Origin of the sequence: Gluconobacter kondonii, from assembly GCF_002723995.1 — a bacterium.
Taxonomy (GTDB): Bacteria; Pseudomonadota; Alphaproteobacteria; order Acetobacterales; family Acetobacteraceae; genus Gluconobacter; species Gluconobacter kondonii.
In genome coordinates, this window is record NZ_BEWP01000014.1 from 1 (window position 1) to 21,944 (window position 21,944).

The following is a 21,944-nucleotide window of genomic DNA, read 5'->3' on the forward strand; positions in this document are numbered from 1 at the left end:
CGTGGAACGGGATTTTTTACGCGATGCCTCTGCTCGGTTGGGCGTGATCAGAGGCGGCAGATGATTGACCCGAAGCGAGCACGTCTGCCGATCATCCGGCAATGCACGCTGCTACAACTCAACCGGTCGGACGTGTACTATCGGCCTGTGCCACAGAACGAGGCCAATCTGGCGTTGATGCGGCTGACCGACGCCTAGTTCCTGGAAACGCCGTATTATGGCTCGCGGCAAATGACATGGCATCTGCGCCGCCTGGGACATGAAGTCGGTCGCAAGCGGGTCCGGCGGCTCATGGCGATTATGGGGCTGCGGGCGATCTACCAGAAGCCACGCACGAGTGTGCCCCATCCAGAGCATCGGAAATATCCGTATCTGCTGCGGGATCTGGTCATCGACCGGTCCAACCAGGTCTGGTGTTCCGACATCACGTATCTCCCCATGAAACGGGGATTTCTCTATCTCGTGGCGATCATGGACTGGTTCACGCGCAAGGTCCTGTCCTGGTGTCTGTCGAACACGATGGACGCGGAGTTCTGTATCGAGGCGCTCCGGGATGCGTTGATGCGCTACGGCACCCCATACTGACCAGGGCTCACAATTCACGACGCCCCGTTTTACCGGGCTCCTGGAAGAGCGTCAGATCCGCATCAGCATGGATGGACGTGGGCGCTGGCTGGATAACGTGTTCATCGAGCGTCTGTGGCGGTCGATGAAATACGAATGCGTCTCCCTGCACGCCTTTGAGACCGGATCAGAACTTCGAGTGGGGCTCACGAAATGGATCACCCATTATAACGGGCAGCGTCCGCACGCGGCACTGGCTGGACGCACGCCCGATGAGGCGTATCATGACGTGCCGATGCCCTCTGGTCCGGGGTTAACCCCGGACCAGAGGGCCAACAGCAGCGCCGTCAGAATGGCGGCATGACAACAACCGGGTATAGCTTATTCAAACCCAAAAGCTGTCCGAACAGACGGGGCCACCTCTGGCTTCCTTCCACTCGCGTGAAAATAATACCCCATCAAATCCCGGGACTAAACACCTGAGAGAGGAATATCCGTCATCTATTAACTTCGTGATCCGAGACGCGAAATCACCCGAATGAAAATGAGTTCGGCAAGCAATTCGACAAGTGTCTGGGTAACGATAACAGTTGGTAGGAGAGGCACTGCACCGGGGACTGATAAAGCCAGTGGCAGCACAACCAGAGAGTTTCGTGATGCACCGCTAAATGCAACTGCCCGACCTGCAGTAGCCTGCAATCGACAAACTCGAGAGACAACCCAGCCCAGCAGGGGCGCGCATATAGCAAAGGAAATATAGAGCGGAACGATATGCAGAACCGTATTGAGTTCCTGATCTAGACGTGGAACTACAGAGGCAATCACGAGAAAGAAGACACTCGCTGTAACCGGAACGGGAAGTAAACCTAGGTTGCGTTGACAAAAGGTCTATACGCTCATTCTGAGATCTGATTCACTGTTGTCTTTAACGAAGACGATAAGGTGAAGCGGGGATGGCACGAGGGGATCTGACGGATCGTGAATGGGCGCTGATTGGTCCGCTTTTGCCATCCGAGCGTGGCCGTTGGGCACGGCCATCCGGAGACAATCGCCGGTTTCTCAACGGCATGTTGTATGTCCTGCGCACCGGTTGTCCGTGGCGGGACATGCATGAGCGCTACGGAAAATGGAACTCGGTCTATGTCAGGTTCCGGCGTTGGGCTGAACAGGGTGTCTGGGATGCCCTGCTGCAAACCCTGGTTGACCTGGGTCTGAGTGATGACTGGCAGCATATGGTGGACAGTACCGTGGTCCGCGCCCACTCCCAGGCAACGGGTGCAAAAGGGGGGCTCATACGGAAGGTTTTGCTCGATCACGCGGCGGTTTTACGAGCAAAATCCACGCCCGGTGCGACAATCAAGGACGTCCTTTCGGCTTTGCCCTTAGCGGAGGTCAGGTCTCGGATTACAAAGCCACAGATACCCTGATGGCGTTTGCGGTTCCAAACCCCAAAGCCATGCTGGCCGACCGGGGCTATGACAGCGACTGGTTCCGCCAGGATCTGCTGCTCCGTGGTATCCTGCCGGTTATTCCCTCACGAAAGGCCGCAGTGTTCCACAGAAAACAGACTGGCGGCGTTACGAAGACCGCAATCGCATTGAGCGGATGTTCAATAAACTCAAGCAGATGCGGCGTATTGCAACCCGCTACGACAAAACCGCCTTGTCCTTCATGAGCTTCCTCAATATCGCCGCCGCGAGGCTTTGGATTGAATCTTTTGTCAACGAGACCTAAGCACATCAATCAAGGGTTCTTCGATCCCTCCACCTCTCCAGGAACAGAAAGCCCCGCATGTTGTAGACGATATTGGCCAGGCCGATCCTCATGGTGGCCCGGTTGATACCCACGGTCCGGACGAACAGACCCGTCTGCGATTTCTGATCGGCAAAGACGTGCTCGACGCGGGATCGGATCACCGACTTCCCTGCGTTGGACCGCTGGATATGGCGGGGCATGGGCTTGAGATGCGGCTTTTTCCTGTGGACCTTCGAGACGAAACCCTCTTTGTCCATGAAGTCCTCATTGGCTTTCGAGCGATACGCGGTGTCAGCCCAAACGCTTGAGGCCGTATTGGTTTTATCCAGCAGGCCCTCGCGCAGTCTGGCGCCATCACTGGCGGCGGCATCCGTCGCTTTCCATTTCCGGATCAGTCGAAACTTTCGATCAATGGAAACATGCGATTTGTAGCCAAAGAACGCAATGGCGAGGTCCGTAGCCGGGAGCGTCCCGTCCTCCTGCCGCTTTGCCTTCGTGAACTTCAGTGTCCATCGCGCATGGCGATCCTTGTGGGATAACTTGGCCGGCTTGTCCTGCCAGTCCTGCGGAATGCGGCCTTCCCGAAGATCAACTTTCTCCCCGTTGGTATTGCGCTGCTTTGGCGCTGCCACCAGCGTGGCATCCAGGATCTGGCCGGACATCAGCAAATACCCGGCGTTGCGCAGAGTTGCATCAAACCGGTCAAACAGTCTTTCAATAGCTCCCGCCTGGGTCAGGCGTTCACGGAACAGCCAGACCGTTTTGGCGTCAGGCACCCGGTCCGATAACGCCAGGCCGAGGAAGCGCATGAAGGACAGCCGGTCGTTGACCAGATACTCCGTTCGCTCGTCGGAGAGATTGTTCAGCGTCTGGATCACTAGGATCTTGAACATCAACACGGGATCAAATGGGGGTCGTCCGCCTTTATTCCCATCCGAATAGGCCAGAGCCAGCTCCAGATCGGGGCGGAACACTTCAAAATCCACCGTCCGGGAAAACACTTCGAGCTGATCGCCAAGCCCGCTCAATCGCGCAAGCCGCTCTTCAACGTCAAAGCAATCAGCCTGCTTCATAGCCCTATTCCCTCAGTCAGAGCCAGACGAATGGAATCACAGAGCAGACCTCAAAACCAGGGGTTGTTTTCGAACCCCCCAAGTATAAATACCGCGTATCTTAATAAAATTCAAACGGAACTGATAATATAAATCACCATCGCATATGTATAATAATTAATTATTTATTTTAATATTTTTTAAATCTATAGAAGAGACACATTTTATCCCGTCATAGTAATTAATGTTTATCTTTATAAAATTATTAATAACTGAACTATATAAAAAATCAATTTCTGATATATAAAGTCTGTTATTAACAATGCTTGAGAACATATCAGGATTCAAACATTTTTTCGATGAGTTAAATCCGATAAGAATTTCACTAATATACGGGGGATTAAACATTTTTTCTTCAACAAAATCTATATAGTATCCGTCGATTGTAATAAATTTTTTATCTATTTTAGATACTCCTCCTTTATCTGTTTTACCATTGTATAGAATAAAATTATCATTAGCTCTAACCAAAGGAGGGAATATTCCAAAAATATTTGATACCATCTCTAATGGCATTGGTAAATTTTTACCAATATATTTAATAGTATCGTTTATGCTACTATTGTATATGTTGTATTTTAATAAGCCAACCTCATGGGAGATTCCATCTTCTGGATATAAAATTCCTAAAAAAATAGAGAAAACTACAATAAAATATTTCATGGAAATATCCTAAATTCATAAAGGGTTATAATATTATTTTTTTATATTTATATCATAATATTTTCCATAATATTCACTATAATCTTCTCCTGATCCAGTCTTTTCGGAAGTTCCATATGTCTGTGCTATCTCGGAATAAGCAGTGCTCATATTACCAGATGGAGGGTTCGAAAAACCCCCTGGTTTTGAAATCAGCTCTGTGATTCCATTCGTCAGGTTCTGACTGAGGGAATGGCGCTATGAAACAGGCGGGATTTTTTGACGTTGAAGAGCGGCTTGCTCGACTGAGCGGGCTTGGCGATCAGCTCGAAGCGTTTTCCCGGACTGTGGATTTTGAGGTTTTCCGCCCGGAACTGGAGAAGGCTCTGGCCTATTCAGATGGGAGTAAAGGCGGTCGACCGCCATTTGATCCGGTGCTGATGTTCAAGATCCTGGTGATCCAGACGCTGAACAATTTGTCCGATGAACGGACGGAGTATCTGATCAACGATCGCCTGTCGTTCATGCGCTTCCTTGGTCTGGGACTTTCAGATCGTGTTCCTGATGCCAAAACAATCTGGCTGTTCCGTGAACGCCTGACGCAGGTGGGAGCGATCGAGGGTCTGTTCAATCGCTTTGATACAACCCTGCGGAAAGCCGGATATCTGCCGATGTCCGGCCAGATCCTGGATGCCACGCTGGTGGCAGCGCCAAAGCAGCGCAATACGAACGCAGAGAAAGCCGACCTCCGGGCAGGACGTATCCCTGAAGACTGGCAGGACAAGCCGTCAAAGCTGTCGCACAAGGATCGCCATGCGCGCTGGACACTGAAGTTCACCAAAGCAAAGCGGCAGGATGATGGGACGATCCCGTCAACGGATCTTGCCATTCCGTTCTTTGGCTACAAATCGCATGTTTCCATCGATCGGAAGTTCCGGTTCATCCGGAAATGGAAGACAACGGATGCCGCCGCCAGTGATGGTGCGCGATTGAGAGAAGGGCTGCTGGATAAAACCAATACGGCCTCAAGCGTTTGGGCGGACACGGCGTATCGCTCAAAAGCCAATGAAGACTTCATGGAAAAGCAGGGCTTTGTCTCAAAGGTTCACAGGAAGAAGCCGCATCTCAAGCCCATGCCCCGCCACATCCAGCGGTCCAACGCAGGGAAATCGGTGATCCGGTCGCGTGTCGAGCATGTCTTTGCCGATCAGAAATCGCAAATGGGTCTGTTCGTCCGAACTGTCGGTATCACCCGGGCCACCATGAGGATCGGACTGGCCAATATTGTCTACAACATGCGCCGCTTCCTCTTCCTCGAAAGATTAAACGGGAACGCATAGCTATCCAGCGGGGGACAGCCCCTGATCTGCTCAAAACGCAGATGGAGGGTTCGAAAAACCCGCTGGTTTTGAAATCAGCTCTGTGATTCCATTCGTCCGGTTCTGACTGAGGGAATGGCGTTATGAAACAGGCGGGATTTTTTGACGTTGAAGAGCGACTTGCTCGATTGAGCGGGCTTGGTGATCAGCTTGAAGCATTTTCCCGGACTGTGGATTTTGAAGTGTTCCGTCCTGACCTGGAGCAGGCTCTGGCCTATTCAGACGGAAGCAAGGGCGGGCGACCGCCGTTCGATCCAGTGTTGATGTTCAAAATCCTGGTGATCCAGACGCTGAACAATCTGTCCGATGAACGGACTGAGTATCTGATCAACGATCGCCTGTCGTTCATGCGCTTCCTTGGCCTGGGGCTTTCAGATCGTGTTCCTGATGCCAAAACGGTCTGGCTGTTCCGTGAACGCCTGACCCAGGCGGGAGCGATCGAGGGTCTGTTCAATCGCTTTGATACAACCCTGCGCAGTGCTGGTTATCTGCCGATGTCGGGTCAGATCCTGGATGCAACGCTGGTGGCTGCTCCAAAGCAGCGCAACACGAACTCCGAGAAAGCCGATCTCCGGGCAGGCCGTATTCCCGAAGACTGGCAGGACAAGCCGTCAAAGCTGTCGCACAAGGATCGCCATGCGCGCTGGACACTGAAGTTCACCAAAGCAAAGCGGCAGGATGATGGGACGATCCCGTCAACGGATCTTGCCATTCCGTTCTTTGGCTACAAATCGCATGTTTCCATCGACCGGAAGTATCGGTTCATCCGGAAATGGAAGACAACGGATGCCGCCGCCAGTGATGGTGCGCGATTGAGAGAAGGGCTGCTGGATAAAACCAATACGGCCTCAAGCGTTTGGGCGGACACGGCGTATCGCTCAAAAGCCAATGAAGATTTCATGGAAAAGCAGGGCTTTGTCTCAAAGGTTCACAGGAAGAAGCCGCATCTCAAACCCATGCCACTCCATATCCAGCGGTCCAATGCAGGAAAGTCCGTGATCCGATCCCGCGTCGAGCATGTCTTTGCTGACCAGAAATCGCAAATGGGTCTGTTCGTCCGAACTGTCGGTATCACCCGGGCCACCATGAGGATCGGCCTGGCCAATATTGTCTACAACATGCGCCGCTTCCTCTTCCTCGAGAGGTTGAACGCGAGCGCGTAGCCAGCCAGCGGGTGCCAATCCTCGATCTGCTCAAAACGCAGACCGAAAACGACCCCAAAAACCAGAAATTACTCGCCAAGGCATATCAACAAACAGTTTTTCGATCCCTCCAATTTGTGATCGAACCCAAGACGCTGCCTTGGGGTAACCGCACGCTCCAGTTCCGCGACCCCGAGGGGACTATCATTAGCTTGTTCACACCTGTAACCGAAGCCGCCCGCGTCCGGTTCGGGAGTCTATGACAAAGTACGGTCGGCGCTGATAATAATTCTGTGGAGCTGTAGACCACTGGACACTTGCGGACACCGAAAGACGAGGGCTAAGCGGAATATCGGCTATCTGTTGAAAACATGATAACTCGGTCATTACTGTAATACATACCGCTCTGTCCTTCAAATAACCAAAACCGCATTATTGCGCCTCAGGCGTAGAAGAAGGATAGAGTTTGCGGGCAACCCGCTCCATGGTTAGCCCCTGGACAATAATCGTAAACACCACCACCCCGTAACAGACAGGCAATAGAAGCTCCCGCAAGTCTCCGGGCGGTAGTCCAAGTGCCAGCGAAACCGAGATGCCGCCACGCAGACCGCCCCAGGTCAGGATACCAAGAACACGCCCTCGTTCCCATTGCCTGAGATGAACCGGAAGCGTTGAAAACAGCACGCTTAATGCCCGCACGGCAATGGATAGCGGTATCACGGCAAGTGTCGCCAGCACCGCAAACAGATGCGGCGTGATCTCAAGAATTTCAAAGCCAATCAGCATGAACAACAAGACGTTTAGCACCTCGTCAATGAGTGTCCATGCGACGTCGAGTTCTTTGCGGGATGCCTCATCAAAAACGGAATGGCTATAGCTTGTGCCAAAGCACAGTCCCGCCACCACGACGGCAATCGCACCCGACATGCCAAGTTGGTTGGCAATGCTAAAGGTTCCGGTCGCAAGAGCCAGCGACGTCAACAGATCAATGTGCGGATCCCGCTGTCCCTTAAGTATACGGAGTGCAATCAATCCGGCCAGTGCGCCCAACAGACCGCCACCGATCGCCTCGCGGCAAAAACTCAGAGCAATCTCGGAGGCGGTCACTCCTTGGCTGTCCCCGGTCGCCAGTCCTATCGTGACGCCGAAGATCACCACCCCCACGCCGTCATTGAACAGACTCTCACCTGCGAAAACAGCCTGCAGGGGGGCAGGCAGTCCGAGACGTTTCAGCATCCCGACAACCGAAACGGGATCAGTCGGAGCGAGGATAGCCCCCAAGACGATGCACCATGTGAAAGGAACGGTGTGACCTAACAGAGGGAAAGCGTACCATACCGCGATCGCCAGAAATGCAACGGCCAGAACGGTTCCCAAAACAGAGAGAGCAGCCACGGAGGCAAGCTTTGCGCGCAGATGTCCGACATCCACCTGCGTGGCCCCGGCAAACAGGAGCAGAGACAGCGCGCCATTCAGGAGAGCCGTGGGAAGATTGATGGCTCCGAGAACAGATCGCGGGAGAGCCTGAAGGTCATAGGCCGGTATCAGCGGATTCAGGATCATGACCAGCAAGGAAGCCAGCAATGAGAAGACCAGCACACCGATCGTGACAGGAAGGCGAAACGTGTGGTGATTGAGAATACTGAACCCCGCCGAGAGAGTTAGAAGAAGAGCGAGGATGCTGATGGTATCCATATTGTTATGTCTGACTTTTTTCGCTTTGCATAAAGAAATATTGGAAAAATTCTCGTCTTTTCTCTCATTTGGTAACGTTTATTTTTTATCTTTTTCTCTAAATTCCGATAATTTTACATAAAGAGACGGAAGAACAAGCAAAGTTAACGCCGTACAAGATAGCAAACCACCGATAACAACGGTGGCCAATGGTTTTTCGACTTCAGCTCCTTCGCTCATTGAAAACGCCATAGGAAAGAAACCCAGACAGGCTACCGTCGCGGTAGCCATGACAGGGCGGAACCGTTCCTCGGCAGCTTCCTGGCTGGCAACACGCGCCGACAACCCTGCTGCTCGCTTTTCCCGAATGCAGGAAACAAGGACTACGCCATTTAAGGTGGCCACGCCGAACAGGGCGATAAACCCAATCCCAGCGGAGACACTAAACGGCAGGGCTCTCACGGTTAGCGCCAAAATCCCCCCGGTGGCCGCGAATGGTAGATTTAGGAAGACCAAACCAGCCACCCAAACATCTCCAAAGGCGAACACCAACAGAAAAAAGATAAGAGCTAAGGTAGTCGGTACGACAATTTCCAATCGAGCAACAGCAGACTGGAGATTGCGAAACTGCCCACCCCATTCAACACGATATCCGTGGGGCAGTTTAAGTTTCTGGACAACGGTCTTCTGTGCTTCCTGCACGAAGGAGCTCATATCACGCCCGCGTACGTTCGCCTGCACCATCATCCGTCGCTCTCCCTGATAGCGGCGGATGGCTGCTGGCCCATCATTCAGCGTAATTTTAGCGACCTGAGACAGTTCAACCATCTGGTCATCACGTGTAGCAACCGGGAGGCGTTTGATATCATCAAGAGTACGCCTTTGCGGGGCATCAATTCTTACTTCAGTCGGAATTAAAGCGTCACCAGTTGAAACCGGCGGCCCGACATGTCCCCCCAATGACTCAACAACATCAAGAATAGTCGCTGTATCTACATTAAGCCGACCTGCAGCTGTTCGGTCTACATCAATATGAAGGTATGGAATGGTTCCAACGTCCTGAGGAGCGACGTCTGCAGCACCGTTGATTTTACTGACAATGTCAGCCGTCTGCTTTGCTAGCGCTTGAAGCGTGCGGATATCAGGGCCATAAATGCCAATCGCAATCTGCGAGCGCACTCCTGCCTGCATGTCATCCATGCGCATCTGAATGGGTTGGCTCCAAGAAAAAAGCGAGCCAGGATTGTTTTGGCGCAGTGCTGCGTCAAACGCTCTAATCAACCCTTCCTGAGAATGTGCCGTCTTCCACTCTGATCGTGGCTTGAGCAGAACATAACTGTCAGTCTGCTCTACACCCGATGGGTCTGTCGGAATGGCAGACGTGCCCGTGTTACTCACAATTGTTCGTATGTCAGGGAACGTTTTCAGCGTCTTCTCGATTGCAGTGACTTCGCGGATCGAAGCACCCAATGAAATCGCCGGAAGGCGTGTTGACGTGACAATCAGATCACCTTCTTGGAGTTGTGGAATAAATTCTCCTCCAAGGCGCGCCGCCAAAAAGACAGACACCAGCAAAATGCCGACTGCAACTATAAAAATCTGATTTGTATGCGTGCGGCAGTATCGCGCTGCCGGGTTGAATCCTCGCCGTAAAAAGGCAATAAATCGCGTGTCATGGCTCTCGATACTGCCATCATGTCCATGCCTTTCAGGAACATTCTTTGTTTGAACGCTTCCAGAATGGCTCTTCATGATCATCGCACATAATGCGGGCACGCCCAAAAATGCGAATACCAAAGACGCCAGCAGTGCCAAGATGATTGTTTCCGCCATTGGCCGAAACATCCGGCCTTCGACACCTTCCAGTGTCAGGATCGGCAGATAAACCAGCATAATGATGCAAATAGCAAAAATGACTGGTCGCGCGACGGATGTTGTTACTTTCGCTACGCGCTCTTGCAGAGTCAGTCCGGCCACAATGGAAATACTAAGAACGCCTTCAACAATCACCAGTGCGCTATCAACAATCATCCCAAAATCAATGGCGCCAAGACTCAGGAGATTGGCCGAAATACCGAGATGATGCATTCCAACCATTGCAGCCAATAAAGCAAAAGGGATGATGGACATGATGACAAGAGAAGCCCTCCAGTCTCCAAGAACGACAAGCAGCACCACCAGAACAAGCAACGCGCCCAATGCAAGGTTTTCCTTGACGGTATCAATCGTCACATCTGTCAGAGTTGTACGGCTGTAATACGGCTCCAGGGTGATGCCCTCTGGGAGTGTTTTTTGAAGCGTTGGGAGAATTCTGTTTAATCGATTGAGCGTGTCACGGGCACTTGCGCCTTCCTGCAAGAGAATAACTGCATTCACAGCTTCTCCTTTACCATCCCGTGTTACAGCTCCTAGCCTTGGCAGAGCCCCCTTGCGGACAGTGCCAATATCCCTGATATGAACAACTTCTCCGTTTGGACCACTTTTGACCTGAATTTCTCCCAGTTCCTTGAGGTCATCGATAAGTGAACGCCCCACAATAATGTGCTGCTCATCGTTATGCTCTATCCACGCCCCCCCCGCAGCTTCATTACCAGTATCGACAGCTTTGAAAACATCCGAAACGGACACATTGAACCGACGCATAGCCATTGGATCGAGCGCGACTTCGTAGGTCTCCGACGCACCACCATTGACGTTGACATCCACCACCCCAGGAACCAGTCGCAGCTTAGGTACAACGGACCAGTTCAGAATACGGTTCAGATCTGTAAGAGACTGGCCTTTCCCTTTTATCTCCAATTGCATGATTTCACCCATGCCTGTGGCCATTGGTCCCATGCTAATGGAGAGGCCGTGAACTGAAATGGTATTTTTTGCCTGATCCAGAAATTGGGACACCAGGTCCCGATCGCGATAAATACTCGTGTTGTCATCGAATTGAAGATACAGAACCGACACGCCTGTGCGGGAAACCGATCTGAGATTTTTTAGCCCGACAACCCCAGATAGCACTGTCTCAATAGGGAATGTAACGAGCTTCTCCACCTCTTCCGTCGGTAATCCAGGGGCCTGAATGGTGACCAGGACCTGACGTGGAGAAATATCTGGAACAGGCTCTACAGGAAGAGAGCGAAGGTCGAAAAGACCAGCCACCATCAAAAGCAGAATACAGCCTAGAATTCCTTTACGGCCTCTGACGACATGCAAAAAGAAATTCATGATCTAGTCCCGTGCTTCGGAATGATCAGGTGTCGGCGCCAGAAGATATTGTGACTTCAGGACAAAGCTTCCTTGAGAGACGACTTTTTGCCCAGCCTTGAGACCCTCTGTCACCAAAGCTTTTCCCTCAAGAGTAGTCGCCACAGTCACATTCCGCGGGACAAATTCATGATCTGACTTTTGAATAAAGACACAATTTCTTCCATTCAGTGTCTGAATGGCGACTTCTGGAACAAGAACACCGGAGACACGATTTCTTGTCATCAAACGAGTTTTTACAAGCATATCAGGGCGTAAAACCATATCAGGATTTGTTACAAGGCTGCGTACCAGAACATGTCTGGTTCTGGGATCGATACTGGCCTCGATAAGAGTAATATTTGAAGTAATAGGAGCCTGATTTGCAGAGATGTATGTTAGCTGCTGCCCTCCAGAAGCCAACAGTCCAGCTTTCTGTGGATCAACCTGCGAGATGACCCAGACCTGCGAGAGGTCGTCAATTTCAACAGCTGGTAAGGCTGTATTCGAAACACTCTCTCCCTGAGCCACTGAAATCGTACGGATAATACCGCTGATCGGAGAGGTCACGGTAGAAACCAGACCTTCTCCTTTTTCCAATTGTATTGAATACCGCGCAAGACGTTGCCGTTCCATAGTTAACTCCGCCTGTCTCTGACGAAGCAGTTCACGTGCAGTTTTAAACAATGAGAAACGTCGCTCTACTTCGCTGGAAGAAACAACGCCTCCCTCCAAGGCGCGCCCACGTTTATACGTATCCGTTGCGTTACTTTCTTGCGCCAGGGCCTGTTGATAAGCCGCCTGCGCCTCGTTAACTCTTTGTTCTTGATCGGCCAGACTAAAGTTTTCGTACTTGAAAAGAGGGGTGCCCTTCTGAATTCTCTCTCCTGGCGTCACAAATACTTCTTGAACACGGCCGTTTCCGACTGGGTGGATACGGGCGACATGACGCTCATCAAGCGCGACATAGGCTGGAACATCCATATGATCAGACAGCGTTCCGGCTATCGCCGTAGAGATCACAATATTTTCCGCTTTAAAGGCATCCGGCGAAATCTGAACAGTCTTTTCAGCCATGCCTACGTCAGGAAAGCACAAAGAACTCATGCCCAACAGGACAAGAAAAAAAAGTGATTTTTTCATGGGGTCTCTCCTGTCAGGAGCATCATTCTGATCATAGCCGTGTGCCAGACGACATTCGCCTGAGAGGCTCTTTGCTGGGCTTCGAGTGCACTACGGCGCGCACGGAGATATTCTATGATGGGCGCTTCACCCATCTTCCAAGCCTTTTCCAAATTGTCTGCACGCTTCTGTAGTGCGGCATTTGTTGCTTTACTGTGCTGCAAAGTTATGAGTGAAGAACGAAAGCGAGTATGGATTTGTCGGTATTCGGTTTGGACTTTTCTACGTGCCAGAATGGTATCACGATCAGCCGCCGCCATAGCGCGCACCGCCTTCATTTCTCTAGGTGTGTTTCGTGCGGAGCTTGGGAGAGGAATCTGGAGCTGAACCCCTACTTGGGTATCCCAGGGACTTTCATACTGCTCTTGCCGACTTACCATCACACCAATCCGAGGGTTAGGGATTTGAGAATGACGAACGACAGCGTAAGAAGCTTTGGAAAGTTTTCTAACGGCTTCAGCCAACCTGACTCTTGGATCTTTTTCAATATCCAGAGCCATATTACGACCTTCTAAAATATGCCCCGAAAGCGATAAAAGATCGGGAATCTCATCAGAGCCCGTTAATGCCTGGATGTCTGACTGAATACTCTCTAGAGATTGAGATGCGTCAGAAATTTTACCTTCTAGTTCCTCTTTCTCGGCAATTATCGCGTCATTATCAGATCCAGATACTTCACCGTTCTGATAAGCGACTGCCGTTACATGAGCGATATTCCCCAAAAGTACGTCAGCGTGGCGAAGGTTTCTAACGGTCTCTCTTTGCAGGGTAGCCTGACTCGTCAATGTGACGATGCGCACAGCGGTCACCAATTTCTGAACTTGTGCTCTAGCCTCTGCTACGGCCTGATTCCCAAGAGCTTCGTTTGAAAGAGCACGGCTTTGACCTGGCAACCACAGAGGGAAATTAATACCTCCTTGGTACGTTGTGTAACCAACTTTACTACCAATGAAATGATCGTCGAGATATTCCCCCGTAATCATCGGACTGTCTGGGAACCAAGATCGGGCGGATTTTACTTCTTTCTTTGAAGATAGGGCATCGATATGAAAAGATGAAAGATTAGGATCGTTTTTCCATGCCCTTTGTATCGCATCGTGGAGAGTCTCCGCCCGAGCATAAGAAACAACACTTATAATAATCACCGCAGTACTGATATAATGTATCAATAAAGAGATTTTCACGAATTCATAACTTCCAGATCGGCCCAACCGAGCCAAAAGCATACATCTTGATAAGGGAAGATGTTTTTCAAAGAATGTCTTAAGAAATTAAAATAATTTTAAGACGTAAATCAAAGAAATAAATAGAATATTCTTTAGTTTTTACATAAAAATTATAATTAATATAAAATATACACTGTGAACTTTATTTATATTTAGTATTAATTAATTTATTACAATTATATATTTTATCCAGATTGGCAATCATGAACACCATATTCTCTTGATGGGATAGTGATCAATTTGCTCGTCTTCGGAAAGGAATGTTGCGTGTTCAGCTTGCGCCTGCGCCATAAGGAGATGGTCAAACGGATCACGATGATGCAGAGGCAAAGACATCAGGATCTGCAGGTGTTCGGGCTGTATTGGCAGCAGAGAAAAACCTTCCGCAGGAATCGCTGCCAGAATGTCGTTCATATCGGCATCCAGCTTTCCGATACGGATTTTGATCGCAATCTCCCATAGCGACACGATACTCACCAGAATATCGTGGGCCGGGTCTGCGATGATCTCCCGTGCAGTCTCACCCAGCCGCTCTGAGTCCGAAAGCCACCAGAGCAACGCATGAGTATCAAGCAGAACCTTCACAGATCGCGTTCCATACTTTCAAGAATGTCCGGCGGTGTCTGATCAAAATTTTCACTTATTCTGATCCGCCCGCGAAGAGCTCCTGGCTGACGGCGGGGGCGATAGGAAGGAGCCGGCGGTCGCAGTTCAGCCACAACCTCATCATGAGATGTCACCAAGATCGTGCTGCCCTGTCTGACCTGACGCAGATAAGCCGTTAGGTTTCCGCGGAACTCTCGAACACCGATTTTCTGTGGGGACGGTAAATTATCTAAAAGATGCTGACTCATAGTCTCCTCCCTATGTGTCACCATAACATGTACACATAGGGAGGAGGTAGAGATTTTCCGAGGCATATTCGATTTCAGAGGTCCGTAGCTTCAGACAATGCCAGAGCGTCCTCGACATCCACCCCAAGGTATCGAACTGTACTATCCAGTTTTGTATGGCCGAGCAGGATCTGAACGGCCCGGATATTGCCGGTTCGTTTATAAATCATGGCAACCTTTGTCCGACGGAGTGAATGAGTTCCATATTCACCGGGGATCAGTCCCACCGCCTGAACCCATTGATCCAGAAGCCGGGCGTATTGCCTTGTGCTCAGATGAGCTTTGGCGCTTAGGCGGCTTGGAAAAACATACTCATTCAGGCCACCGCCGCGATGCTCCAGCCACGCCCGCACGCTTTCCCGGGCTGTTTCTGTAATTTCGAACTGTACAGGTCGCCGAGTTTTCTGCTGGACGACCATGGCTCGGTGACGCACCTGACCGCTGGTCACGATGTCGCCGATACGAAGGCTGACAAGATCGCAGCCTCTGAGCTTGCTATCGAGAGCAAGATCAAACAAAGCCTTGTCTCTGATACGCTGCTCGCTACCCAGCCAGAACCGAATAGCCCAAACGTGCTTTTCTTTGAGCGCCCTCTTGGCTCCAACCATTTTTCCTGCATTCCAGGGCACGGACGCCTTCAACGTAGGCGATGGAAAATGCGTTTTCTTCTCCATGATATGTTCTCCTGATCAGCTGCACATGCAGCAATCAGAAGTCTGGACGAGGACATCAGCGGATAACGAGAACTATTGCCGACCGTCCGCTTTGCGGAAACTGGAACTGCTCGTCTTATGACTGAGAAGAGGCGTAAGCAGCAGGTCCGCTTACGCCTTGATTGTGTTGAAAAAGCCTTGCTGTGATTGCGGATGAAAGCACCGTGGGGTTAGCCTGATTGGCCTCTTCACCTCACTCTGCCGCCATCGCTACCCGCGGTGGGACGAGCTTGGCCATCTTGCGGAGGTTTTGGGCGGTTGCGGCGAGGAGAAACTCATCATGAGCGCCCTTTGGACCGCGCAATCGCAGGCGGTCCAGTTTTAGAATTCTCTTGAGATGGGCGAACAGCATCTCGACCTTCTTTCGCTGTCGACGCGCCGTGACATAGGCGTCCGTCAACGCGAGGTCGCGGGCCATATCCCGGGCGCCTTCATGGATCGAGCGCATGATTTTGCGGGCTGGCGTATTCGGCGTGCAGCGCTGTCGAAATGCGCAGCCGTCGCAATCGTGCTTGCTGGCACGGTAGCGAATGAACCCGTCCTGATCGACCTGTGAGCGAGACACCGCAGAGTTGCGTTGCGATGAACGCAATTCTTTGTTGGCCGGGCAAATATATCGATCGTGCTCGTGGTCAAACCTGAAATCAGACCGGGCAAACGTCCCGTCGCTGCGGGCAGATTTGTCGAACACCGGGATATGAGGTTCGATACCGCGTTCGTCGACCAGCCACGCCAGGTTCGGCGCATCGCCATAGGCGGTGTCGGCGGCCAGTCGCGCCGGCCAGACACCGAACCGCTCCTGCACGCGATCGACCATGTGGCGTTGGGCGGTGACTTCGGCCTGACGCACAGCAGTTGTGGCTTCCACATCCATGATTACGGCGTGATCCAGATCGATCAGGTAGTTCGTGCTGTAGGCAAAGAACGCTCGTTCCGGCGTGGCGGCCGTGAAGCGGGCGGCCGGATCCGTCGGCGCCAGCTTCTTCGGCACGACGGGTGTTGAGCCGCCGAAGGCTGCGTCGTCCAGCGTTTCAAGATATTCCTGCACCGCGCGGCCAGCGGCATCGGGCGGTAGTCCCTCGTCTCCGGGGACGGCCCGCTGCCGATTGACATCGGCCCGGATCAGGCTGGCGTCGACACCAAAGCTCTCGCCGCCTACCAGGTTCTCGGCAATGCAACGGCGAACGGTCGTCTCGAAAACCTGCCGAAGCAGGTCGCTCTCCCGAAAACGGCCATGCCGGTTCTTGGAAAACGTCGAGTGATCCGGCACTGCGCCGTCCAAACCAAGACGGCAGAACCACCGATAGGCGAGGTTCAGGTGAACCTCCTCGCACAGGCGACGCTCGGAACGGATTCCCATACAGTAGCCGATGATCAGCATACGGATTAGCAGTTCAGGATCGATAGAGGGGCGACCTGTATCGCTGTAGAACGGCTTCAAGTGATTACGAACCGCAGTCAGATCTGCGAAACGATCAATCAGCCGCATCATGTGGCGTTCAGGAACATGTTGCTCAAGCCTGAACTCGTAGAACAGCGCCTCCTGCATCACGATCCGCTCGCCCATCATCCGCATCGCCCTCCAGCCTGTGACGATACTGAATCAGCAGGAAACAATTACCGCAAGACGGAGTTTTTCAACACAATCGCCTTCATGTCGGACGTAAAGGATCTATCTTTATATTCTTGAAAGCGGATGTTCCCGGGTGATCACAATTCAAGATTGGATAAGGGCCCAACCACTTGAACGATGAGTAAAAATCTTCTGGAAAATCGTTGTTGGCATAAGTGAATGAAGCCTTACCGGAATCGCGAAGTAACTCCATAACATATTCGCACCGAATTATCAGGATCAGGATTTATAGCCAGAACATGATGGCTGTCGTGCAGAAATAATCGAGAAGAAGCGGCGCCCGGCATCTGTCATATCTGCGGGCTTTCCGGCCTGACATTCTGGTTCCCTCCCCTTTTTTACCACAATGGATATAAATATGACGGGTGCCTTGTGAAGTTGCTCACTTATCGAATTGCAGAAAAGCTTTGGAGAATACCGACCATCTTCCGCCTGTTTTGATCAGATTAAGATATTCACAACAGTCAGAGCCAATGGCATCATTTTCGGTAATAATGCGCACGACCGCCGTGACAGGAGTAATGTCGAGTATATCGATATGAGATGTGATTTCCGGGGAAGCTCCGTGGGCCCTGATAAATTCGGCCGCCAGATTGCCAGTGCCCCCCACAAGCTCACCGTCGACGATACCATGCGTCACGACATCTTTATGAAATATGCCGGACATGCTGTCGGCATTGCCAGTGCGCAAGGCCTCGACATATCTTTCAAGGAGCCCTCGAACATCTTTATATTCACTTACCGGTATATTTTTCTTGTTCATGATCAGCCCTTTTTTGTCCCAATGCCTAACGATAAACGTGAAATTTTAGATCTGTTGCGAAAAGGTATCAAGATACGCCTTGCATGTTGTCCCTCTCTCTGCATTCGATCTCGGTGACACGCACCTTATCCGAAATGACCCGGTAAGAGATTTCCAGCTATGAAAGACATATTCAGCCTGGCGCTCATATGTGAGATTGCCGCCGAATTTCGTGCCGTGGATATCTCTTTTGATGCCGACGCCTTCATCGCGCGTTCAATGGAGGGCCTGAACAAACTGGAACTCACCGGTCGTGCTGCACATATCGCGGACGCCATGCGTGTATATCTGCCTGTGCGGTTTGCTGAAGCCGCCGCTGTCATTGACGCATCTCTTGGTCCAGAATTGCCGCCGACCGGTAAAATTGGTGGTGCGGCGCTTCGTTACATGCCGCATGTCCTTTTTGTTCGAAAATATGGCCTTGACGACTATGAGGCAGCCATGCGGGTTCAGGCTGAACTCACCAAGAGGTTTACTGCTGAATTCAGTATCCGAGCCTTTCTGGTGAAGTATCCGGAACGAGCCTACGAGCAGATGCTGGTATGGGCTGATGACGACAACGCGCATCTGCGTCGATTGGCTTCGGAGGGGATGCGCCCGCGCCTGCCATGGGCGCCTCGTTTGCGCGCGTTTCAGCACAATCCGCGCCCTGTAATTGAATTGCTTGAACGTCTCAGAGACGACCCTGTGCCCTATGTGCGACGTTCGGTCGCGAACAATCTGAACGATATCGCTAAAGATCATCCTGAATTGGTTATCGAGACCTGCCGCCGTTGGGCGCAAGAAGCGCCTGAGGGACGTACCTGGATTGTCCGCCATGCTCTTCGCTCGCTCGTCGCCACTGGCAATCAGGATGCAATACGCATATTGGGAGGTGCAGCAAATCCTTCGATACGTTTATCAGGCGTCGCGATCGCCCCGCAGCGTGTCACACTGGGTGGAAACACGCGCGTTTCTTTTGAAGTCGTGAGCACTGCACAACAGAGCCAGCGCTTGCTAATCGGCTATACCGTGCATTTTGTGAAAGCCAACGGAAGTTCACGCGCAAAGTTTTTCAGGCTTCGCACCCTTACGATACACTCCGGAGAAAAGATCGCGCTCAGTGCTACGGTGTCTTTGGCGACTATGACCACACGTCGTCATTTTCCAGGCAACCACCGTATTGACGCCATCATCAATGGCGAAGCCCATCCCCTCGGGAACTTCGAAGTAATAACTTCAATGTCCGTCCCTGCGTGATGCAATTTACCGGGAAGAAGATTCGTTTGAATGACCGGTATATGAGGGTACATCGGTAAACCGGACGTTCTGCTTACCCCCCAAGTCAGCCGCGAGCCTCAGAATGGTTACAGACCTGCGTAAGTTGAAACGGCAATCGCGAAGAGGGCCAGAGACGATCAGGCTGTCTTTCTGGAAGCAGACGTTGTCCTTGCATGAGCATCATTGGAACACGCCTCGAAAAGACCTTTGTGGGTCTTTTTTGTGCTTCACCCCTATGTCCGATAAAGTAAAAAAATGGACATAGATTTTATGGCGGAAAACTGCGGATTTTTGGTATTCCTTGAGGTTTCTGAACGGCTGTTTGTCTAAATGCCCATCACGCCCTTCATGTCTCCGAACTATACGCCGTTGACGTATGAGCCAATGACGTATAGATTTTTGTGAATGTCAAAGCTGCAGACCGTTGTCGAACTGCCTGAATTCATAAAGCGGGCAAAAGCCCTGATGTCAGACGACGACCGGACGGCTCTGATCGACATGCTCGCTGCGATGCCAGATTCTGGCATTTCTTTAGGTGGCGGTCTGCGAAAGGTCCGCTTTTCCCGCGAGGGTGGTGGGAAGAGGGGAGGGTACAGAACTCTCTACGTTTTTGGCGGAAGACAGATGCCTCTGTTCCTGCTGACCGTTTTTGCCAAAAACGAGAAAGACAATCTGACGCGATCTGAACAGGCCGCCCTGGTAGACTTGAGCAAGACGCTTGTTGCGAAATACGGAGAACCATCATGAGCGCTTATGACAGCATTCTGCAGGGGCTGAATGAGGCTCTCGCCTATGCGGAAGCTCCGGTCGAGGACAGCGTGACCCACCAGGTCCGCGTTCCGTCGGTTGACGTAGCGGCCATCAGAACCCGGACCGGACTCTCTCAGGCACAGTTTGCCAGAAGTATCGGGGTCGCCAAGGGGACCCTTCTGAACTGGGAGCATGGCCGTCGTCAGCCAACCGGACCAGCCCAGGTTTTGCTGGCGATGTTGGAGAAGCGGCCGTCGTTGGTGAGTGATCTGCTTTCCGCGGCTCGCTGAGAAAACATAAGTCCCGATACGCTTATTAAAATGGCCGCTATGGGGGGGACAGCGGAACATCTGTTGTACAACGGAAGCCGAAAAAAGCTGACGTTGTTGGCAATCCAGCATCACGATGCTGCCCAATCATGAAAATCAGATAGGTTCCCGATCGCAATCACTGACTGAGTGAGGAACCCCGCGGCAGCATGCGTCCAAGCACTTTGTCTTTCAGGACAAACTGATGAAAAAGCGCCGCCGCGCCATGGCCTGTCGCAAGACCCATAATCAACCAGGCGTTCCAGTAATGTAGCGTCTGAAACCACGTCACGGTTTCCGCCGGGAACCGCGCGAACGGGGATGGAATCAGGAGGCCGAAAAAACTCATCGTCTGCCCGGCACCCCATCGCCAGAGATAGCCCAGCAAGATTTCCGCCAGAAGCAGCACATAGAGCGTGTACTCTGCTCCAAGGGCGAATACCCGGTCCACAGGCACGAGAAGGTCCGACAGATGCCGGCCTTTCGTCAGACGCCAGACAATGCGGAACACCATAATTGCGGTCAGCAGGATGCCGGCTGTCAGATGCGCGACCACCATCAGATGATGGACGGGTTTTGTTGGCCAGTTCCAGGTTTCGCCAAGAGCAAACTGAAGCAGCACCAGAAAGGCCGTCATCCAGTGAAGGATGATCGTCGGCCTGTCGTAACGCAGCAGGCTATCTGTGATGTCCGGCGTTGAATAAGGCATATACGTCTCGGCAAAAAAGAACCCTGAATCCACTTCCGTATCATGCTTACCTGACAGGATTCTGAACAGAACAGATTTTCCTAAAACATAAATAATATTGAAAATAACTCGCAATATCAGAATGAAATATCTGTTGTCGCGGCAAATGATGCATCTTAACCTTTATTTGTATTCACCAGAAGCAGCAGGTCATCTTATGTCGCGTCTCCATCCTTTGGCCGAACGTCATGCCGTCGAGAAACTGGGATGGCTGCGTGCGGCTGTTCTCGGCGCCAATGACGGAACGCTGTCGACCGGCAGCCTCATCGTCGGCGTTGCCAGTTCTCATGCGACACGCGGCAGCATTCTCGTCGCGGGACTGTCCGCGCTTGTCGCGGGCGCCCTGTCCATGGCGGCGGGCGAGTATGTCTCGGTCAGTTCCCAGGCCGATTCCGAACACGCCGACATCGCCCGCGAGAAACAGGAACTGGTCACGGACTGGGAGGGCGAAGTCACCGAACTGGCCGGGATTTATCAGAAGAGAGGGCTGGATAAAGACCTCTCGCGCAAGGTCGCCGTTGCCCTCATGAAGCATGATGCGCTCGGTGCCCATGCAAGGGATGAACTGGGTCTGTCCGAAGCCACGGCGGCACGCCCCATACAGGCGGCATTCGCCTCGGCAACCGCCTTTTCATCCGGAGCACTACTGCCTGTGCTGGCGGCGGTTCTGACGCCCGTGGCGTGGGTGTCCTGGGGCGTGTCCCTGACGTCCGTCGTGGTTCTCGCTGTTCTGGGGGTCGTTGGCGCGATTGCCGGCGGCGCAGCGCCTCTGCGCCCAGCACTGCGTGTGACGTTCTGGGGTATTGTGGCAATGATCGTCACGGGCGGGATCGGCCGCCTGTTCGGCGTGTGAAGCCGCGTTCCAAGCTCTGAACGAGGCATGTCCTGGGTAGTCTTGACTTCATCCCATATATCCGTGATCGT

General features: G+C 52.0%; 20 protein-coding genes and 2 pseudogenes. 10 read left to right on the plus strand and 12 right to left on the minus strand.

Features of this window, described 5'->3' with window-relative positions; genetic code table 11:
• From GKO01_RS12420 to GKO01_RS16565, 4 genes and pseudogenes are all read left to right on the plus strand, one after another.
• Positions 1 to 928, plus strand: a pseudogene (locus GKO01_RS12420) (IS3 family transposase); the annotation flags it as partial.
• 589 nt (positions 929 to 1,517) lie between these two features.
• Positions 1,518 to 1,991, plus strand: a complete 474-nt coding sequence (locus GKO01_RS16100) for an IS5 family transposase (RefSeq protein ID WP_218017439.1) — start codon at positions 1,518 to 1,520, stop codon at positions 1,989 to 1,991.
• Positions 1,934 to 2,080: pseudogene (locus GKO01_RS16560) on the plus strand (IS5/IS1182 family transposase); the annotation flags it as partial. The gene GKO01_RS16100 and the pseudogene GKO01_RS16560, both read left to right, overlap by 58 nt.
• An 89-nt stretch (positions 2,081 to 2,169) precedes the next feature.
• Positions 2,170 to 2,298, plus strand: a complete 129-nt coding sequence (locus GKO01_RS16565) for a hypothetical protein (protein ID WP_369690480.1) — start codon at positions 2,170 to 2,172, stop codon at positions 2,296 to 2,298.
• A 5-nt stretch (positions 2,299 to 2,303) separates the two neighbouring features.
• Here GKO01_RS16565 and GKO01_RS12435 read toward each other — a convergent pair whose 3' ends face one another.
• Together GKO01_RS12435 and GKO01_RS15800 are read right to left on the minus strand one after the other, a co-directional pair.
• Positions 2,304 to 3,392 carry an IS5 family transposase gene (locus GKO01_RS12435; protein WP_099287313.1) on the minus strand — a complete coding sequence of 363 codons (1,089 nt, stop codon included), beginning with the start codon at positions 3,390 to 3,392 and terminating at the stop codon, positions 2,304 to 2,306.
• A 156-nt stretch (positions 3,393 to 3,548) separates the two neighbouring features.
• Positions 3,549 to 4,094 carry a hypothetical protein gene (locus tag GKO01_RS15800; protein ID WP_145994766.1) on the minus strand — a complete coding sequence of 182 codons (546 nt, stop codon included), beginning with the start codon at positions 4,092 to 4,094 and terminating at the stop codon, positions 3,549 to 3,551.
• 239 nt (positions 4,095 to 4,333) lie between these two features.
• Between GKO01_RS15800 and GKO01_RS12440 the strand changes: the two genes are divergently transcribed.
• Complete coding sequence (locus GKO01_RS12440; protein WP_099287314.1) at positions 4,334 to 5,413, plus strand: IS5 family transposase; 1,080 nt, start codon at positions 4,334 to 4,336, stop codon at positions 5,411 to 5,413.
• Between the two features lie 122 nt (positions 5,414 to 5,535).
• The gene (locus GKO01_RS12445) at positions 5,536 to 6,615 is read left to right on the plus strand and encodes an IS5 family transposase (protein ID WP_099287315.1); all 1,080 of its coding nucleotides are present in this window, start codon (positions 5,536 to 5,538) and stop codon (positions 6,613 to 6,615) included.
• 411 nt (positions 6,616 to 7,026) lie between these two features.
• On the opposite strand, the gene GKO01_RS12455 is transcribed toward GKO01_RS12445, so the two are convergent.
• From GKO01_RS12455 to GKO01_RS12495, 9 genes are all read right to left on the minus strand, one after another.
• Positions 7,027 to 8,289, minus strand: a complete 1,263-nt coding sequence (locus tag GKO01_RS12455) for a cation:proton antiporter (RefSeq protein WP_099287316.1) — start codon at positions 8,287 to 8,289, stop codon at positions 7,027 to 7,029.
• A gap of 78 nt (positions 8,290 to 8,367) precedes the next feature.
• Entirely contained in the window at positions 8,368 to 11,487 is a 3,120-nt protein-coding gene (locus GKO01_RS12460) for an efflux RND transporter permease subunit (RefSeq protein ID WP_099287317.1), read from the minus strand.
• Positions 11,488 to 11,490: 3 nt separating this feature from the next.
• Positions 11,491 to 12,648: an efflux RND transporter periplasmic adaptor subunit gene (locus GKO01_RS12465; RefSeq protein ID WP_099287318.1), complete on the minus strand. Its 1,158-nt coding sequence runs from the start codon at positions 12,646 to 12,648 to the stop codon at positions 11,491 to 11,493.
• Positions 12,645 to 13,871, minus strand: a complete 1,227-nt coding sequence (locus GKO01_RS12470) for a TolC family protein (RefSeq protein WP_167383480.1) — start codon at positions 13,869 to 13,871, stop codon at positions 12,645 to 12,647. Before GKO01_RS12470 ends, GKO01_RS12465 begins: the two co-directional genes overlap by 4 nt.
• A 243-nt stretch (positions 13,872 to 14,114) precedes the next feature.
• Positions 14,115 to 14,498 carry a type II toxin-antitoxin system VapC family toxin gene (locus GKO01_RS12475; RefSeq protein WP_099287320.1) on the minus strand — a complete coding sequence of 128 codons (384 nt, stop codon included), beginning with the start codon at positions 14,496 to 14,498 and terminating at the stop codon, positions 14,115 to 14,117.
• Positions 14,495 to 14,833, minus strand: a complete 339-nt coding sequence (locus GKO01_RS12480; protein WP_174694293.1) for a type II toxin-antitoxin system Phd/YefM family antitoxin — start codon at positions 14,831 to 14,833, stop codon at positions 14,495 to 14,497. The genes GKO01_RS12475 and GKO01_RS12480 overlap by 4 nt, the downstream gene beginning before the upstream one ends.
• Positions 14,834 to 14,841: 8 nt before the next feature.
• Entirely contained in the window at positions 14,842 to 15,480 is a 639-nt protein-coding gene (locus tag GKO01_RS12485) for a tyrosine-type recombinase/integrase (protein ID WP_099287322.1), read from the minus strand.
• A gap of 232 nt (positions 15,481 to 15,712) precedes the next feature.
• Positions 15,713 to 17,089 (minus strand): transposase, encoded by a 1,377-nt coding sequence (locus tag GKO01_RS12490; protein WP_099287338.1) that lies wholly within the window; start codon positions 17,087 to 17,089, stop codon positions 15,713 to 15,715.
• Between the two features lie 445 nt (positions 17,090 to 17,534).
• Positions 17,535 to 17,915, minus strand: a complete 381-nt coding sequence (locus GKO01_RS12495; protein ID WP_099287323.1) for a nuclear transport factor 2 family protein — start codon at positions 17,913 to 17,915, stop codon at positions 17,535 to 17,537.
• 159 nt (positions 17,916 to 18,074) lie between these two features.
• On the opposite strand from GKO01_RS12495, the gene GKO01_RS12500 reads away from it, so the two are divergent.
• The 3 genes from GKO01_RS12500 to GKO01_RS12510 all read left to right on the plus strand — a co-directional run bounded on the left by GKO01_RS12500 (position 18,075) and on the right by GKO01_RS12510 (position 20,254).
• Positions 18,075 to 19,193: a DNA alkylation repair protein gene (locus GKO01_RS12500; RefSeq protein ID WP_099287324.1), complete on the plus strand. Its 1,119-nt coding sequence runs from the start codon at positions 18,075 to 18,077 to the stop codon at positions 19,191 to 19,193.
• 426 nt (positions 19,194 to 19,619) lie between these two features.
• Positions 19,620 to 19,961 (plus strand): type II toxin-antitoxin system RelE/ParE family toxin, encoded by a 342-nt coding sequence (locus GKO01_RS12505; protein WP_099287325.1) that lies wholly within the window; start codon positions 19,620 to 19,622, stop codon positions 19,959 to 19,961.
• A complete protein-coding gene (locus GKO01_RS12510) occupies positions 19,958 to 20,254 on the plus strand; it encodes a helix-turn-helix domain-containing protein (protein ID WP_099287326.1) in 297 nt (98 codons plus the stop codon). Before GKO01_RS12505 ends, GKO01_RS12510 begins: the two co-directional genes overlap by 4 nt.
• Positions 20,255 to 20,411: 157 nt before the next feature.
• Here GKO01_RS12510 and GKO01_RS12515 read toward each other — a convergent pair whose 3' ends face one another.
• Positions 20,412 to 20,981 carry a cytochrome b gene (locus GKO01_RS12515; RefSeq protein ID WP_061276397.1) on the minus strand — a complete coding sequence of 190 codons (570 nt, stop codon included), beginning with the start codon at positions 20,979 to 20,981 and terminating at the stop codon, positions 20,412 to 20,414.
• Between the two features lie 196 nt (positions 20,982 to 21,177).
• On the opposite strand from GKO01_RS12515, the gene GKO01_RS12520 reads away from it, so the two are divergent.
• Entirely contained in the window at positions 21,178 to 21,873 is a 696-nt protein-coding gene (locus GKO01_RS12520) for a VIT1/CCC1 transporter family protein (RefSeq protein ID WP_035379753.1), read from the plus strand.
• Positions 21,874 to 21,944 lie beyond the last annotated feature (71 nt).

Bases quoted from the DNA above. Each gene is read 5' to 3' on its own strand.
- GKO01_RS12505 (WP_099287325.1), top strand. From the start codon at position 19,620: ATGTCAAAGCTGCAGACCGTTGTCGAACTGCCTGAATTCATAAAGCGG.
- GKO01_RS12495 (WP_099287323.1), bottom strand. From the start codon at position 17,915: ATGAACAAGAAAAATATACCGGTAAGTGAATATAAAGATGTTCGAGGG.
- GKO01_RS12435 (WP_099287313.1), bottom strand. From the start codon at position 3,392: ATGAAGCAGGCTGATTGCTTTGACGTTGAAGAGCGGCTTGCGCGATTG.
- GKO01_RS15800 (WP_145994766.1), bottom strand. From the start codon at position 4,094: ATGAAATATTTTATTGTAGTTTTCTCTATTTTTTTAGGAATTTTATAT.
- GKO01_RS12455 (WP_099287316.1), bottom strand. From the start codon at position 8,289: ATGGATACCATCAGCATCCTCGCTCTTCTTCTAACTCTCTCGGCGGGG.
- GKO01_RS16100 (WP_218017439.1), top strand. From the start codon at position 1,518: ATGGCACGAGGGGATCTGACGGATCGTGAATGGGCGCTGATTGGTCCG.
- GKO01_RS12515 (WP_061276397.1), bottom strand. From the start codon at position 20,981: ATGCCTTATTCAACGCCGGACATCACAGATAGCCTGCTGCGTTACGAC.
- GKO01_RS12510 (WP_099287326.1), top strand. From the start codon at position 19,958: ATGAGCGCTTATGACAGCATTCTGCAGGGGCTGAATGAGGCTCTCGCC.
- GKO01_RS12440 (WP_099287314.1), top strand. From the start codon at position 4,334: ATGAAACAGGCGGGATTTTTTGACGTTGAAGAGCGGCTTGCTCGACTG.
- GKO01_RS12480 (WP_174694293.1), bottom strand. From the start codon at position 14,833: ATGCCTCGGAAAATCTCTACCTCCTCCCTATGTGTACATGTTATGGTG.
- GKO01_RS16565 (WP_369690480.1), top strand. From the start codon at position 2,170: ATGTTCAATAAACTCAAGCAGATGCGGCGTATTGCAACCCGCTACGAC.
- GKO01_RS12460 (WP_099287317.1), bottom strand. From the start codon at position 11,487: ATGAATTTCTTTTTGCATGTCGTCAGAGGCCGTAAAGGAATTCTAGGC.
- GKO01_RS12485 (WP_099287322.1), bottom strand. From the start codon at position 15,480: ATGGAGAAGAAAACGCATTTTCCATCGCCTACGTTGAAGGCGTCCGTG.
- GKO01_RS12500 (WP_099287324.1), top strand. From the start codon at position 18,075: ATGAAAGACATATTCAGCCTGGCGCTCATATGTGAGATTGCCGCCGAA.
- GKO01_RS12490 (WP_099287338.1), bottom strand. From the start codon at position 17,089: ATGATGGGCGAGCGGATCGTGATGCAGGAGGCGCTGTTCTACGAGTTC.
- GKO01_RS12520 (WP_035379753.1), top strand. From the start codon at position 21,178: ATGTCGCGTCTCCATCCTTTGGCCGAACGTCATGCCGTCGAGAAACTG.
- GKO01_RS12465 (WP_099287318.1), bottom strand. From the start codon at position 12,648: ATGAAAAAATCACTTTTTTTTCTTGTCCTGTTGGGCATGAGTTCTTTG.
- GKO01_RS12445 (WP_099287315.1), top strand. From the start codon at position 5,536: ATGAAACAGGCGGGATTTTTTGACGTTGAAGAGCGACTTGCTCGATTG.